The 15,363-nt window shown below is 69.4% G+C and carries 14 protein-coding genes; 2 read left to right on the top strand and 12 right to left on the bottom strand.

Annotated elements, in window-relative coordinates; genetic code table 11:
* Position 1: 1 nt before the first annotated feature.
* From AC0VYM_RS28720 to rfbA, 11 genes are all read right to left on the bottom strand, one after another.
* Entirely contained in the window at positions 2-874 is an 873-nt protein-coding gene (locus AC0VYM_RS28720) for an ABC transporter permease (protein WP_475457390.1), read from the bottom strand.
* Complete coding sequence (locus AC0VYM_RS28715; RefSeq protein ID WP_475457388.1) at positions 871-1,416, bottom strand: GNAT family N-acetyltransferase; 546 nt, start codon at positions 1,414-1,416, stop codon at positions 871-873. Before AC0VYM_RS28715 ends, AC0VYM_RS28720 begins: the two co-directional genes overlap by 4 nt.
* Before the next feature lie 58 nt (positions 1,417-1,474).
* Complete coding sequence (locus tag AC0VYM_RS28710) at positions 1,475-1,738, bottom strand: acyl carrier protein (RefSeq protein WP_475457386.1); 264 nt, start codon at positions 1,736-1,738, stop codon at positions 1,475-1,477.
* Positions 1,735-3,225, bottom strand: coding sequence for an amino acid adenylation domain-containing protein (locus AC0VYM_RS28705; protein WP_475457384.1), 1,491 nt, complete (start codon positions 3,223-3,225; stop codon positions 1,735-1,737). Before AC0VYM_RS28705 ends, AC0VYM_RS28710 begins: the two co-directional genes overlap by 4 nt.
* On the bottom strand, positions 3,222-4,361 hold the full coding sequence (locus AC0VYM_RS28700; protein WP_475457381.1) for an acyl-CoA dehydrogenase family protein: 1,140 nt from the start codon (positions 4,359-4,361) through the stop codon (positions 3,222-3,224). Before AC0VYM_RS28700 ends, AC0VYM_RS28705 begins: the two co-directional genes overlap by 4 nt.
* Positions 4,362-4,366: 5 nt before the next feature.
* Complete coding sequence (locus AC0VYM_RS28695; protein ID WP_475457379.1) at positions 4,367-5,413, bottom strand: ketoacyl-ACP synthase III family protein; 1,047 nt, start codon at positions 5,411-5,413, stop codon at positions 4,367-4,369.
* A gap of 51 nt (positions 5,414-5,464) precedes the next feature.
* Positions 5,465-6,355, bottom strand: a complete 891-nt coding sequence (locus AC0VYM_RS28690) for an SAM-dependent methyltransferase (protein WP_475457376.1) — start codon at positions 6,353-6,355, stop codon at positions 5,465-5,467.
* A 24-nt stretch (positions 6,356-6,379) separates the two neighbouring features.
* Complete coding sequence (locus AC0VYM_RS28685; RefSeq protein WP_475457374.1) at positions 6,380-7,918, bottom strand: aromatic amino acid lyase; 1,539 nt, start codon at positions 7,916-7,918, stop codon at positions 6,380-6,382.
* 31 nt (positions 7,919-7,949) lie between these two features.
* Complete coding sequence (locus AC0VYM_RS28680; protein WP_475457372.1) at positions 7,950-9,029, bottom strand: class I adenylate-forming enzyme family protein; 1,080 nt, start codon at positions 9,027-9,029, stop codon at positions 7,950-7,952.
* A 112-nt stretch (positions 9,030-9,141) separates the two neighbouring features.
* On the bottom strand, positions 9,142-10,152 hold the full coding sequence (gene rfbB, locus AC0VYM_RS28675; RefSeq protein WP_475457371.1) for a dTDP-glucose 4,6-dehydratase: 1,011 nt from the start codon (positions 10,150-10,152) through the stop codon (positions 9,142-9,144).
* Between the two features lie 15 nt (positions 10,153-10,167).
* Positions 10,168-11,046: a glucose-1-phosphate thymidylyltransferase RfbA gene (rfbA, locus tag AC0VYM_RS28670; protein ID WP_475457368.1), complete on the bottom strand. Its 879-nt coding sequence runs from the start codon at positions 11,044-11,046 to the stop codon at positions 10,168-10,170.
* A gap of 338 nt (positions 11,047-11,384) precedes the next feature.
* Between rfbA and AC0VYM_RS28665 the strand changes: the two genes are divergently transcribed.
* Together AC0VYM_RS28665 and AC0VYM_RS28660 are read left to right on the top strand one after the other, a co-directional pair.
* Positions 11,385-12,632, top strand: a complete 1,248-nt coding sequence (locus tag AC0VYM_RS28665) for a nucleotide disphospho-sugar-binding domain-containing protein (RefSeq protein WP_475457366.1) — start codon at positions 11,385-11,387, stop codon at positions 12,630-12,632.
* Between the two features lie 48 nt (positions 12,633-12,680).
* Entirely contained in the window at positions 12,681-13,937 is a 1,257-nt protein-coding gene (locus tag AC0VYM_RS28660; RefSeq protein ID WP_475457363.1) for an activator-dependent family glycosyltransferase, read from the top strand.
* A gap of 14 nt (positions 13,938-13,951) precedes the next feature.
* Here AC0VYM_RS28660 and AC0VYM_RS28655 read toward each other — a convergent pair whose 3' ends face one another.
* Complete coding sequence (locus tag AC0VYM_RS28655; protein WP_475457362.1) at positions 13,952-15,223, bottom strand: activator-dependent family glycosyltransferase; 1,272 nt, start codon at positions 15,221-15,223, stop codon at positions 13,952-13,954.
* Positions 15,224-15,363 lie beyond the last annotated feature (140 nt).

Below are 15,363 nucleotides of genomic sequence, written 5' to 3'. Positions count from 1 at the left end.
CTCAGGTGAGCCTGCGGAAGCGGCGCACCGAGAGCCAGAGGAAGAAGGCCGTGGCCGAGGTGACGAGCAGGACCTCCGCGACGACGCCCAGTTTGTGGCCGAACAGGTACATGCCCGGGTTGAACAGCTCGTGGACCGCCGGAGCGGCCGAGACGTGGTCGAAGATCGACTGCCGCATGGGGTCGACCGTGTAGCTGATCGGGTTGAACAGTGTGAGCCGCGCCAGCCAGTCCGGGAGCACCCCCACGGGGAAGAGGGCGCCCGAGAGCATGACCGCCGGCATCACCAGGAGCTGCGAGACGCCGAAGTACGACTGGGTGTTCTGGACCAGCGTGGCCACCCACACCGCGAAGGCGGAGATCGCCAGGGAGCAGAGGAAGGTGAGCAGGACCAACTGCGGGGTCAGGACCGGGTGCAGGGGGACCCCGACGAACCCGCCCAGGCAGATGACCACGGTGCCCTGGGCGGTGGCGAGGATCGCGGTGGACAGGATCTTTCCGAGCGCCAGGGACGCCCGGCTCACCGGGGCCACCAGCATCTCCCTGAGGAAGCCGGAGTCCCGGTCCGCGATCACCGAGGACGCGGAGTACATGGCCGCGATCACGACGGTCATGGTGATGACACCGGGGAACATGGCGGTCGCGAGCCTGACGTCGTCGGGCAGGTTCGGCAGCAGCGCGCCGAAGCCCGCGCTGACCACGAACAGCCAGAGCAGCGACTGGAGGAAGAGGGAGAAGGGCCGCCCCCACTCGTGCAGGGTCCGGATCATCTCGCGCTTGATCATGACGTTGATCGCGCGCAGCCCGTGGGCGTAGCCGTGCGGCGGGAGGAGCCAGGCCTCCTCCCGCTCCGTCTGCGCCTTCAGCGCGCTCACGTCGTCTCCCGCTCGTCCATGAGCCCGTCCAGGAAGCCGGCCGCGGCCTGCCAGTCCTCGCGGTCGATCGTGAAGACGGTGAGGTCGCGGTGCCCCGCGCCGTCGGCCACGTATTCGATCAGGGACCCCTCTCTGTGTGCCTTCACCGGCAGGTCCCGGTAGCCCCGGGCCTCCTCGTCGACCGTCCACAGGTAGACCTTGCGCACGGGGAACATCGAGAAGGCGTAGTTGACGGTCAGCGCGGCCGTCGCCACGACGGTCGAGGCGTCCGCGGTCGGGGCCAGGTGGATCTCCGCCCGGACGTGACCGCTGGTCAGGTCCAACGTGTGCAGGCCCACGACGCCGACGGTCGTTCCGGTGTCCGGAAGCTCCACCGTGAACTGGGCCGCGTGCGCCTCGGTCCTCTCGGGCAGCAGCTGGGACAGGACGTCGACACTGGGCAGGCCCTCGGGCCCGCCGAGTACCCGGTGCAGCTCTTCGGGGCCCAGGACACGGGACACGCGCAGTTCGACACCCGGCACACTGGTGTGGGGTAAAAGCAAGGGGACTCCTCTCGTGCGGCCGCTGTCGGGCGGCCTCCGGGTGTACACCGGATCCACATCAACGGGACTCGCACAGCATCGCGCTGATGCTGCGCACATCCTTGAAGCTGGCAGCGCTGATGCGTTCAAGGTTCACCTCGCCGGTGAACTCCCGGTGGATGAAGTTCATGAGGATCGCCGAGTTGAGGGAGTTCAGGACGCCCCACTCGATCAGCGGAGAGTGCTCCCGCAACTCCCCGGCGGGGTCGCCGTCAAGGAACTTCTCCTTGATGAACTCCATCAGCCTGGCGGACACCTCGTCGCGGTTCGGGCCTTCGTTCACGGTGGTCCTCCGTTCGTCGTGACCGCGGCGTCCGTGGACAGCGCGGCGCGGTCGATCTTTCCGTTGCGGTTCAGCGGGAGTCCCCCCACCAGGCGCACCAGATCGGGGACCAGGTGGGGGGCCAGGCGTTCGGCGACGTGGCGCCTGACCGACAGCACGCCGAGGCCGGGCCGGCGCGGGACGACGAAGGCCACCAAGCGCGCGTCGAGGCCGGAACCCGTCCCGACCACCGCCGCCTCCGACACCTGCGGATGCGTGCTGAGCACAGCCTCCACCTCGCCGGGCTCCACACGGTTCCCCCGGATCTTCAGCATGGAGTCGGCCCGGCCGACGAACTCCAGTACCCCGCCGGGCAGGACGCGCACGACGTCTCCCGTCGGGTAGGGGCCGCGGAGCGGCGCGCCCCCCCAGTAGCCGCTCATGAGGGTGGGGCCCTCCACGAACAGTTCACCCTCCTCGCCCGGGGCCGCGAGTCGGCCGTCCGGGAGGCGCACCCACAGGGTGTTCCCACAGCTCGCACGGCCGATGGGGACCGCGCGGTCGTGTTCCAGGTCCGCGGGCTCGACCTCGTGGAAGGCGCAGACGTTCGTCTCGGTCGGTCCGTAGAGGTTGAGAAGGCGCGCTCCGGACCACCGGGCCAGCGCCCTGACGCGATCGACGGGGAAGGGCTCTCCGGCGAAGAGGACCGAGCGCAGCGACGGGGGAGGCGGACGGTCCAGCAGGCCCCCGTCGCGCATCATCAGGACCAGGGCCGAGGGAACCGAGTACCAGACGCTGATCTTCTCTCGGTGGAGGAAGTCCACCAGGGCCGCCGGTGTGTGCGCGGACAGTTGCGGAACCATGCTCACGGAGGCCCCGGCCCGGAACGCGGCGTACAGGTCGAGTACCGACAGGTCGAAGCCCAGGGAGGCGTGGTTGGCGAAGACATCGTCCTCCCGGGCGGCCAGCTCGTCGCCTGCCCACGTGACGAAGGCCAGCGCCGCCGAGTGGCTGACCGCCACACCCTTGGGCGCGCCCGTCGAACCCGAGGTGTAGAGCACGTAGGCCAGATCGCCGGGGTCGGGGCTGTGCGCGGTCCGACGCCTGCTCGGCTTCTCGCCCTCGGCGGCGTCGAGGCGGACGAGCCGCGTACCGGGGAGGTCATCCGGGTCGATCGTCCCGTGCAGTTCGGCGGCGGCGATCACGGCGCGTGCCCCGCAGTCACGCGCGATCATGGTGATCCGGCGCCGGGGTGTTCCGGCCGGAGCGGGGACGTAGGCGGCTCCGAGGCGAAGGGCGGCCTGTGTGGCCGCCACCAGGTCCGTGGACTTCTCCGACCACAGGACCACGCGGTCGCCCGGTCGGACCCCTTCCTCAGCGAGGACCTCAGCGAGGACCTCCGCCCGGAGGTCCAGCTCCTCGTAGGTCATCCGACCGTCCGGTGCGGAGACGGCGGTGGCCCCGGGACTGCGCTCGGCGCTTCGCACCACGAGTCCGTCCAGGCTCACAGCCCCAGCCCCTTCGCGATGATCTCCCGCTGGATCTCCGAGGTCCCCGAGAACAACGTGCCGGGCACGGAGTCCCGCAACTGCTGTTCCACGGCGCTTCCGGACAGGTACCCCTCGGCTCCGCGGATCTGCATGGCTGCCACCGAGTTGGCCACCGCCGCCTCGGTGGCCGCGAGCTTGGCCGCGGAAGCGGCCGTGTCGGCGGTGTGGTGCTCCCGGTCGAGCAGCCAGCAGGCCCGGTGGAGGAGCAGACGGGCGGACTCGGCCCGCTGATGCATGTCGACGATCCGGTGCGACACGGCCTGGAAGTCGGCCAGCCGGTGGCCGAACTGGCGGCGCTGCCGCGCGTGGGCCACGGCCTCGCGGGTCTGCCGGGTCATCTGACCCAGGTAGACGGCGGGCAGACACGCCCGCTCCCACGTCATCGCTCGCTGGAAGATCGAGGCGCCCTGGCCCTCCGCCCCCATCCGGTGGGAGGCGGGCACACGGCAGTCACGGAACTCCACGGGAGCGGCGGGACACGTACGCAGGCCCACCTTCGAGTGGTCACCTCCGACCTCCACTCCGGTGGTGTGCCTCGGGACCAGGAACGCGGTGGTCCCGAAGGGGCCGCCGTCCTGGTTGGTGCGGGCGTAGACCACGAGGGCGTCGGCGATCGGGGCGTTGCTGACGAACGACTTCGCGCCGTCGATGACGTAGGAGTCCCCGTCCCGTCGGGCCTGGGTGGCCAGATACCCGATGTCGGACCCGGATTCGGCTTCGGTGATGGCGTTGGCCAGCACGATCGAACCGGAGGCGACACCGGGGAGCAGGGACTCCGCGAGGGAGCCCTGGCCGAAGTCCCGGACGACCACCGCCCCGGCCAGGAGGTGGGCGGCGACGGCGAAGGCGAGACCGGTGTCGCCGGAGCCCTCGCTGAGTGCCTCCAGGCAGAGCGCGGTGTCCAGGGCGCCCAATCCGGACCCGCCCGCCCCCTCGGGGACACACAGCCCGGCCGCGCCCAGCGCGGCGATCCGGTCCCAGTTCTCTCGGTCGAGAGGAGCGTCCGGAGCCGTCCTCGGCGGACACAGGAGCGCCGCCCCGGCTCGGAGCCCGTCCGTGCGCTCGACCTGTTCCGGAGTGAGATCGAAGTCCACGGCCCTCAGCCCCCGCTCGGCGGTTCGAGGATCTCCACGATCGCGCAGGAGACCGTGACACCCGATCCGATGCCCCCGAGGATCACGTGGTCGCCCGGGTTGACCTCGCCGGTCGTGATGAGGTGGTGGAGGCCGATGAAGGGGTCACTGGCACCGATGTGGCCGATGTTGCGGGCGAAGTCCCATGTGGACTTGGACATCGGCATCGACAGGACCTCCATCCAGCGGTGCTCCAGGTCCTCGGGGCCCAGGCTCGTGAACGCGGCACGGTCCAGGTCCCCGTAGCCGGTCCCCGCCTCGACCATGGTCCGGTTCACGGTCCGGAGCATCTTCTCGTGCAGCTTGAGCCACAGTTCGCTCTCCGTGCCCTGCTCGGCCAGGTACTCGCCGAACCTGTTCTCCCTGGTGGCGAAGTCCACGTGCCCTCCGGCGGTCGGGCCCGGAGGAAAGAGCGGTTCGCCGAAGCGGTGCACCTCCTCCAGATCGGCGAGGACCATCGAGTTCACGGAGAGCACCCGGGCGTACCCGGAGGTGCGGGAGAGCAGCAGGGCGCTGGCGCCGTCGCCGAAGATGGAGGGCGCCGACGTCCAGCGGTCCACCCGTGGCGTCCCGTAGTTGTCCGAGGCCACGATGAGGGCCGAGGGCGCCTCACCGGGGTCCGCCGCCAGCAGGGGAGCGGCCAGTTCGAGCCCGGCGAAGACGGCGTTGCAGCCCTGGCGGATCTCCAGTGCCAGGGCGTCACGCGTGCCCAGGTGGCGCTGTAGGTAGGACTGCGGGAACCAGCCGTCCGGGCCCTGGTGCCAGGTGTCCGCGTACAGCAGGAGCCTCAGGGCTTCCGGATCGGCGTCTCCGGCGTGGGCCAGTGCCGCCCGGGCCGCTCGCAGCGCCATCTCCGGGGCAGGAAGGTCTCCTGCCACCGCGGCACCGGTCATGTCGCCCTCGTTCATGCCGACCTCGGGAGGGCACAGGCCGGCGCTGATCGCCGAGTCGACGGTGACGACGTCTGGTACGAACACGCCCAGACCGCTGAGGAAGAGGTCCTTCGTTCGCAAGAGGTGGGTTCGCCTTTCCGGAGGAGTGGGGGTGGTGGGGCAGGCGGGACCTCAGGTGCCCGTGGGGGAGCTGTTGGCGGAGGTTGACCACAGCTTGTGGGCCCGCTCCGTGGCGGCCATGAGAGGGAGCCACTGCCGTGGCACCGGGCGCAGGACGAAGGTCGCGTAGCCCAACGTGTTCCGGTACGAGTCCAACCAGGCTCGCCGGTAGCTGTTGGTCGCCAACAGGATCGAGGGGGTGCTCACCAAGGGGGACTGATCCTGGGAGGGCTCGTTCGCCTCGTCCAGGGCCCACCTGGTCAGGCCGTCCACGCAGGCCCAGATGAAGTCGTCCCACTCCTGCTCGGTGCTCTTGTGTCCGTAGATCGGCGCCCAGCCGGAGCCGACGATCGTCTCGACGGTCCCCTCGAAGGTCGTGTGTTCGTCCCGTTCGACATCCAGGACGCGCAGGCACTCCTCGCTCGGCTCCTTCTCCCAGAGGCCCTGACCGATGATCATCGTGCCCGTGGGGTGCAGGTACGGGCGCAGGAACTCCAGCATCTCGGCCAACCCGCCGAAGGCCTCGGAGAGCCCGGTGCAGAGGATGACGTCGAACTTCTCGTCCGGCACGTCCCTGGTGGCGTCACCCACCCGGAAGTCCGTCCGCTCGTCGAGCCCTCTCTGCTTGGCCTCGATCCGGGCCCTCTCGATGAACGACGCCTCCATGTCCACGCCGACGCACGTCGCGTCCGGGCAGAAGTCCAGGAGCGTGAAGATCCAGCTCCCGAGGCCGCAGCCGACGTCGAGCACACGCGGTGCGGTACCGAGGCGCGCGCGGCCCAGAATCCGCCGCACCGACTCGTCGAAGAGGGGGTTCAGGGTCGGGTGGATGTCATGGGTCCGCTTCCACACGGACTCGTTGTCCACGATCTCCGACTGCCAGTCGGACGGTCCTTGCGACATGAGGGTCTCCAAAACTCTGGGTTTTCACGGGGTGTGGTCCGGAACCGTCGTGTCCGAAAGGAGGCGCGTCTCCTCGGCGATCACGGCGAGGGCGGACCTGACCTCGGTCGCCAACGGGCGGTCCTGGGCCAGAGGCGGGCACGCCTCCGACAGGCGCCGCCAGACGCCCTCTGAGGGAACGGGCCGTCCGAGGAGAGCAGCGTATTGAGCGGTGCCCACAGCGAGGGAGCCGATCGCCAACCAGCCCAGCTCAACCGCGTCGGCGACGGCGTTGGCACCGTTGAGCGCCATGGGGACGTGGTCCTGGTTGCCGTTGTTCGTGGGCAGTGCTGTGAGCGACGCGGGGTAGACGAGCTGGCGGATGCGTGAGACGAACGACGTCGCGCTGATCTGCACGCCGGCCAGGCCGCTGTTGTTGCCCGGGGTCGGGGTGAGCATGGGGTTGGCCCGCCCGTTTGTGGTCGGCGCGCACAGGAGCGCCAACTGGCGGTCCGCCAGGTAGGCGATCTGCTGTAGGCACAGCCCGATCTGGTCGGAGGCCAGGGCGACGGGCATGGCGTGGAAGTTGCCGCCGTGCAGGACCTCACCGTCCACGCACACGGGGTTGTCCGTGCAGCCCTGTGCCTCGCGGGCGAGAAACTCGCCCGACGCCCCGAGTTGGTCGATGACCGCTCCGACGATCTGGGGCACGCAGCGGATGCTGTAGGGCTCCTGGAGCGGTCGGGAGGTGTCGCGCTCGAACCCCTGCGGGATCTCCTCGCGGACCCAGCGTGCCGCCGTCCGCTGGCCCGCCTGCCCCCGGACGAGGCTGACGCCCTCGTGGAAGGCTTCGGGACTGGCCCCCAGGAGGAAGGCGTTACGGCCGGTGAGCATCGCGGTGGCACGTGCCATCCGCATGACTTCCGTCTGGTTGTGGATGCTCTGGGCCAGGCCCACGCTGGTGCCGTTGACGAAGGCGAGCGCCTCGCGCGCCGACCAGGTGACGGGGGCGGCTCCGAGGTCGGCCAGGACCTTCTCCGCCGGACGCGTCCGCCACTCACCGTCCTCGCGTACCCAGGCCTCGCCGCGTCCGGCCAGGGCCAGGGCCGCGTGCGCCAGGGGCTGGAGGTCGCCGCTCGCGCTGACCGAACCGTCACGGGGGATGACGGGGGTGAAGCCGCGGTTCCACAGGTCGGCGAGCACCTGCCAGAAGTCGGGGGAGACGGCCGAGTGCCCGCGGCGCATGCTGGACAGGCGCAGCCACACGACGAGTCTGGAGACCTCGGGCGGGACGGGGCGGCCCTGCCCCGAGCCCAGGTGCGCGATCAGACCCGCTCCCTGTTCGACGGACGAGCCGGAGGCGCCGTAGTCCACCAGGGGGCCGAACCCCCGGGTGACGCCGTACACCTCCTCGTCCCGGGCCAGCTTCGCGGCGAGCGTCTCGGCCCCCGCGTTCATCCTCTCCTTGTCCTGGGGGCCGATCTCCAGGCGCGCGTCCCACCCCGCCGCGCGCAGGACCCGGGCGGGGTCGGAGACGGGCGGAAGATCGGCTTCGCGGCCGTGGGATGTCGGTTGGGGTGTCACGTGTCTTCTCCCAGGATCGTCCTGACAGGGTTCATGTCAGCTTTCGGAGCTTGCCGGTCTCGGATCGGTCAATGCGTTCGACCACGCGAATCCCGCGCGGCCGGACAGGCAGTAGGGAGAGTGCCGCGTCCAGCACGGAAGCGGGAGGCGCACTTCCGGGACCAGCCGCGATGAGCAGCTCGAAGTGCTCTCCCGCCAGTTCGTCGCGCACGGGGACGCATGCCAGGTCCGGGCAGGGCAGTGCCCCGCGCAGCGGTTCCTCCAGGGCGTCGAGGTCCAGCCGGACCCCGTTCACGTTCACCAGTCGCTCGCGCCGCCCGGCGAAGTGGAAGCTCCTGGGGCCGGTGATCCGGACGTGGTCGTCGAGGCGGCACTCACCGGGAGGGCCAGCGCCCTCGGGGAAGGCCAGACGGGGGCTGCGCACGTGCAGGCGGCGGTCCTCGCCCGCGGTGCCGGAGACGAACTCCACGTCTTCGAGAAGGGTCCAGTCCTGGCTCTGCGCGAAGGGGTTCCGCGTGGCCACGCCCCCCGACTCCGTCGAACCGAAGATCTCGGTCAGCACCGCCCGGTCGTGCCCCGCCTGCTCCACCAGCTCCCGGCCGGCGGCCGGGAGGGAGGCGGTGCTGTGGAGGATCGCCAGCCTCTCGGCGGAGCGGATCCAGGCGGGCCGTCGGCGCAGGAGCTGGAACGCCCAGGGGATGGCCATGACGGCCCACCGGCGGTGCGGCCGCTCGGGCGGCATGGAGGCGAACTCGGGGCGGTACCAGACGGGCAGACCCAGCCGGGCGGGGACGAGGACGCTGACCAGGGTCCCGTAGAGGTGGCGCGGGGGGGCGAAGCTGAGGATCGCCTCCGGGGCCTCCCCCCGCACCAGGTCGGCCAGCAGCCCCGCCTCGGCCCACACCTGGGCCCAGGTGCGCTGCCAGGAGTTCCCACCGGGGGACGCGGTCCCGGAGGTACGGAACTCCAGAAGGGGTCCGAGGCCGTCCGCGAGCACCTCCTCGGCGTTCTCTTCCCGGCTCCAGTCCACCGTCCACGCGTCCTTCGTCAGGGCGTCGGAACGCAGTCCCGTTCGGATGAGCTCGCGGGGTTCGAGCTCCTGGTAGGGCATGGGTGTTCCTCCGCCTGTTTCGGACTCGTCGGGGTGGTTGAGGTGGTGCGCGGACAGCCCCTGCGGCCCTGTCTCGCTGGCGGGACACACGGACGCGGCGCGTCCGTTCGGTTCACTCCTGTGTCGGTTCGCCCAGCAGGTCGACGTCCACGCGTTTGCGGAGCGGTTCCCACCAGGCCCTGTTGTCGGCGTACCAGCGGATCGTTTCGCCGAGCCCTTCCTCGAAGGACAGGAGCGGTTCGTAGCCCAGCTCACGGGTGATCTTGGACGAGTCGAGCGAGTACCGCCGGTCGTGCCCCTTGCGGTCCTCCACGTACTCCACTGAGGACCAGTCGGCCCCGAGCGCGTCCAGGAGCGTCTCGGTCATCCGGAGGTTGCTCAGCTCCGTCCTGCCGCCGATGTTGTAGATCTCCCCGGGCACTCCCTGCTCGGCGACGAGCGCGATCCCGCGGCAGTGGTCGTCCACGTGGACCCACTCCCGCACGTACCGTCCATCCCCGTAGACCGGGACGGTGAGGCCGTCCATCAGGCGGGTGATGAACAGCGGGATCAGCTTCTCGGGGAACTGGTAGGGGCCGTAGTTGTTGGAGCACCGGGTCACGCAGACCGGCAGACCGTAGGTCTGGTGGTAGGCGCGGGCGAAGTGGTCCGAGGCGGCCTTGGAAGCCGCGTACGGGGAGTTCGGAGCGAGCCTCTCGCCCTCGGACGACGAGCCGTCGGTGACCGAGCCGTACACCTCGTCGGTCGAGACCAGGACCACTTTCTCGACCCCCGCGGCCAGCGCGGCGTCGAGCACGGTGTAGGTCCCGACGACGTTGCTCCTCACGAAATCGTCGCCGTCGGCGATCGAGCGGTCCACGTGGGTCTCGGCCGCGCAGTGCACGACGAGCTGGATTCCCTGGGAGAGCCGTTCCACGAGCGCGCGGTCGCAGACGTCCCCGCGGACGAACTCCAGTCGGGGATCGTCCATGACGGGCGCGAGGCTTGAGAGGTTCCCCGCGTACGTCAGCTTGTCGAGAACGACGATGCTGACCTCGCCCAGGAACGGGTAGGCCTCCGAAAGTGCTTGGCGGACGAAGTGAGAGCCAATGAAACCAGCCCCTCCGGTAACCAGCATTCGCATGAGTATTTACCTTCGCTAAGAGTCGTCCCAGAGTTTGGCAATATTCATTACATACTGACCGTAGGCCGACTGCCGCATCTCCGTGCCCAAGTTGTAGCACGCTTCGGAATCGATAAATCCCATGCGCAGGGCGATCTCCTCGACGCACGCTACTCGGTTTCGCTCCTGCTGCTCCACTGAATGCACGTACTGTGAGGCGGCCAGTAGGGATTCGGGGGTTCCCGTGTCAGCCCATGAGATTCCGGGGGGGAGGACCATAATCGTGGACCTCTTCTCCTCCATATAAGCGATGTTGACGTCGGTGATCTCCACTTCACCGCGTGGGGAGGGCTCCAGGCTCCGGGCGATCTCCGGCGCGTCCTCGTCGTACAGGTAGAGGCCCGTCACGGCGAGGTCCGACTTCGGGACCAGGGGTTTCTCCTCCAAGGAGGTGAGGTTTCCCGTGGCGTCGACCTCGGCGATCCCGTACCGGTGGGGGGACGACACGGGGCAGCCGAACAGGACGTTCCCGTCGAGTTTGGCGCGGCCCTCGCTCATGAGGTCCCGCATGTTGGTCCCGTGGAAGAGGTTGTCCCCCAGGATGAGCGCGGAGGGTCGGCCGCCGATGTGCCCCTCACCGAGAACCAGGGCGTCCGCGATGCCGCGGGGTTCGGTCTGCGGCAGGTAGGACAGGTGTATGCCGAAGCGTTCACCGTCTCCGAGGAGTTCGGTGAAGAGCGGGAGGGATTGCGGGGTCGAGATGATCAGGATCTCCCTGATCCCGGCCCACATGAGTGTGGCCAGGGGGTAGTAGATCATCGGCTTGTCGTAGACCGGCAGGAGCTGCTTGGAAATTGATCTGGTGGACGGTAGGAGGCGACTCCCCAAACCGCCTGCCAGGATGATTCCCTTCATTTGGCCTTCCTGGGATGCCTGAGCGGTCGCCAGCCCGGAACGGGATCGGCGAACGGATCGGATTCGACTTTCCCTTGCCCCCGGTATTCGACATGGAGGATTGGGTTCAGGGAGGTATCGGTTCCCCGAGCGAGAGCTTTACATAAATTCCTGCGGGAGTCGCTGTCCATCACGGGGCGACTGAGGTCACCACTCTGATTAACTGGCCGCATTGGGTGCAAGGGGTTTCATCTGCAAGCACTTTTTGGTACCCAGGACCTTCCCCTAGCTGACGAGGAAGCCATCACACCATGCGTGTTCTGATTGCAACGTACGCGGATTCGCCCAGCTTTTCGAGCATGGTGCCCCTGGCTTGGGCACTACGCAACGCCGGCCACGAGGTGCGTGTGGCGAGCCAACCCGCCTTGGTGGAGGACATCGTCACTTCCGGTCTCACCGCCGTTTCCGTGGGTGAGGACCACGAGTTCGGGGCCATGGAGTCCTGGGCGTATGAGGGTGGTGAGTACGCCGAGGAGTACGACGAGGACGAGTTCGACCTTGCGGAGGACCGGTCCGAGGTTCTGACCTGGGACTACCTCAGCAACGGCTTCTCTGAGTCCGTCAACTGGTGGTGGAAGGTGGTCAATGATCCGATGGTCGATGACCTGACGCTGTTCTGCCGTCAGTGGCGTCCGGACCTGGTGCTGTGGGAGCCGGTCTCCTTCGCCGGGGCGGTCGCCGCCGAGGCCGTGGGCGCCGTGCACGGCCGGGTGCTGTGGGGGATGGATCTGCTGGGGCGCATGCGGGGGCGCTTCCTGGACGTGCTGGATGAGCGCGGCCGGGGCGGGGACCCCCTGGCCGAATGGTTGGGTGATCGCGCCCAGCGGGCGGGGGTGGAGTTCTCCGAGCGGATGACGCGCGGGTTCTTCACGGTCGACCCCCTGCCGGAGAGTGTGGGCCTGGGTGCGGTGCCGGGGGTCGATCGTGTCCCGATGCGGTACGTGCCCTACAACGGGTGTGCCGTGGTCCCCGAGTGGCTGCGGGGTGACGGGGACCGCCCGCGGGTGTGCGTGAGCCCCGGATCGGAGCCCGAGCGCATGGGCGGCTACACCATTCCCGTCCCGGAGCTCGTCAGCTGGCTGGGCGAGATCGACGCCGAGGTCCTGGTCGTGATTCCCGAGCGCGTGATCACCCACGTCACCGAGCTCACCGAGGTCCCGGAGAACGTCCGCCTCGTGGACGCGGACACGGTGCCGCTGCACGTCATCCTGCCGCGCTGTTCCGCCCTGGTCAGCCACGGGGCGCCCGACGCGGTCATGGGCGCGCTGGCCAACGGGATCCCCCAGGGGATGTTGCCCCAGCGGTACATCTTCGACTCCCCGCTCCTGGCCAGGACGCTCACGTCCCTGCGAGCCGGGCTGTCGATCGCCTACGAGGACCTGGATGTGGAGCCCGTGCTCGACATGATCCGCAGGCTGCTCACCGATCGCACCCTGGCAGAGGGAGCCCGGCAGGCGCGCGCCCTCATCGAGAAGGAGCCGACCCCGGTCGACGTGGTCGCCGACATCGAGCGCCTGGTGGAGCAGCACGCGGGAAACAGCGCCTGAGCTTGGAAAGTCCGATCGCACCAGCACCCCCATGGCCGTGGAGACCACATGCGCGTGTTGTTTGTTTCGTATGCGGAGAAGACGCATTTCCTGGGGATGGTGCCGTTGGCGTGGGCGCTGCGGTCGGCGGGGCACGAGGTGGTGGTGGCCAGCCAGCCCGAGCTGATGCCCACGGTGGCCGCCACCGGCCTGCCCGCCGTCGCCGTCGGAAACGACCACGTGATGCACGCGGTCAACCAGGCCGTGCGGTCCATGGGGGCCGCATCCGTCCACGGGTTCGACCTCATGGACTCGCGCGAGGAGAGCCTGACCTGGGAACGGCTCCGGGACGGCTACGCGCGGGAGCTTCTGCCCCTGTGGTGGAAGGTGGTCAATGATCCGATGGTGGATGAGCTGACGGTGTTCTGTCGTCAGTGGCGTCCGGACCTGGTGTTGTGGGAGCCGGTGTCCTTCGCGGGGGCGGTGGCCGCTGAGGCGGTGGGGGCGGTGCACGGTCGGGTGTTGTGGGGGATGGATCTGCTGGGGCGGATGCGGGGGCGTTTTCTGGAGGTTTTGGGTGGGCGGGGTCTGGAGGGGGATCCTCTGGCCCGGTGGTTGGGTGATCGTGCTCGGCGGGTGGGGGTGGGGTTCTCCGAGCGGATGACCCGGGGTTTCTTCACTCTGGATCCTCTGCCGCAAGGGGTGGGTCTGGGTGCGGTGGAGGGGGTGGAGCGGGTTCCGGTGCGGTATGTGCCCTACAACGGGCGTGCGGTGGTGCCGGAGTGGTTGCGTGGGGGCAGGGGTGATCGCCCACGCGTGTGTGTGACGTTGGGGACCTCGGCGGTGGAGCGTCTGGGTGGGTACGCGGTGGGGGTGGAGGAGGTGTTGGAGGGTGTTGCGGGTGTGGACGCCGAGGTGGTGGCGGCTCTGCCGGGGTACTCGGGTCGGGTGCCGAGCAATGTGCGGGTGGTGCCCTTCGTGCCCTTGCACGCGTTGGTGCCCGGGTGCGCGGTGTTGGTCAACCACGGTGGTCCGGGGACGTTGCTGACGGGGTTGTCCCACGGCGTCCCCCAAGTCCTCCTGCCGCACGAGCACATGTTCGATGCTCCACTTCTCGCGGACCGCTTCGCGTCGCTGGGCGCGGGTGTGGCGGTCACCGCCGACCGGGTTTCGGGTGCGGTGGTGCGTGCGGGGGTGGAGCGGGTGCTGGCTGAGGGTTCGTTCGCGCGGTCGGCGCGGCGGTTGCGTGGGGAGATGGCGGCGATGCCCTCTCCGGGACGGTTCGCGGCACAGGTCGAGGACCTGGTCGAACACCACGCTGTCTAGGATCGGGCGCGGCGTCAGCCGTGGTGTGCGGCGTCAGCGTGGCGTTGGGTGATGGCCTCGATGTCGGCGGCGATCCGGTTGGGCGTGGGCGCGGACTCCATCTCCGCTCGCAGGCGGCGGGTGGCCGCTGTGTGGGCGGGGTCCTTGAGGACCCCGCGCAGGGCACGGGGCACGGTTTCGCCGTCGGCCCGTTCAGGGGGCACGTGCAGTCCCGCGCCCAACTCCTGGAACCGGTCCGCCAGCGGGCGGGTGTCGAACATGCGGGCGTGCGGAACCACGACCTGCGGGACCCCTGACGCCACCGCTGTGAGGAACGTGCCGGACCCTCCCTGGTCGATCACGGCGTCGCAGGTGGGGAGCAGTGCGTGCAGGGGTGCGAATTCCACGGGGCGGACGTTGGGGGGTAGGGGGCCCAGGCGTTCGCGTTCGGTGCGGGGCAGGGTCGCGATGATCTCGGCGTCCAGATCGGCCAGGCCGTCCAGGACCTCCCGCAGCGGAAACGTGAATCCGCCGTACCGTTCGGTGGCGGAGGTGCCCAGGGTGAGGCAGACGCGGGTGCGTTCGGGTGGGGTGCGTAGCCATGCGGGCAGGGTGGAGCGGCCGTTGTAGGGGATGTAGCGCATGGGTTCGTAGCGCACCTGGGCCGGTTCGGGCAGGCGCAGGGCGCTGGGTAGGTAGTCGATGGTGAAGTACCCGCTCGTCATCCGCTCGGTGAAGTCCCCGCCGAGCCTGCGCGCGTGTGAGCCCAACCAGTCGGCGAGCGGGTCCTCGCGCTCGCCCGGGGGCTGTTGCTCCATGACCTGGAGGTACCGGGAGCGCATGGCCCCCAACAGGTCCAGGCTCCAGAGCAGGCGCGCGTGCACGGCGCCGACGGCCTCGGCCGCGATCGGCGCCGCCAGAGCGGTGGGCTCCCAGATCACCAGGTCGGGCCGCCACTCGCGACACAGCCGCACCAGGTCGCCGATCATGGGCTCGTTGATGACCCGAAGCCACCAGGTCACCAGGTTGCGGTGCCCTTGGAGGAGGTGCTCCCATTTCAGAGCGTCGGGTCCGGTGTCGGAGAGATCCAGTTCGGGACCGTTGGAGCCCCGCCGTTCCATCAGCTTCCGCATCCGGTAGTCGCTGCCCGCGGCCACTCCGGTGAGTCCCGCCGAAATGACGGTGTCCATCAACCCGGGCTGGCCAGCCACCATCACGTCGTGTCCGGCGATGCGAAGGGCCCACGTCAGCGGGACCATGCCCAGAAAATGGGTCTTCTCGGTCTGGGCCGCGATCAGGATGCGCACGTGGCCTCCTCTTGTCTCGTCCGGCTCGGGGAACGGTGCTGGGTGCCGCTCCCCGAGCGTTCTTGCCGTGCGGCGGAAGCAGGGTTCTCGGGTGGATCGGGCTCTCACTGGAACGGACGTCGTCGTGCCCGCACGGAGCC

The sequence above is a fragment of the Nocardiopsis sp. iso_237 genome (assembly GCF_056173345.1).
This window is presented reverse-complemented; position numbering and strand designations above follow the sequence as displayed.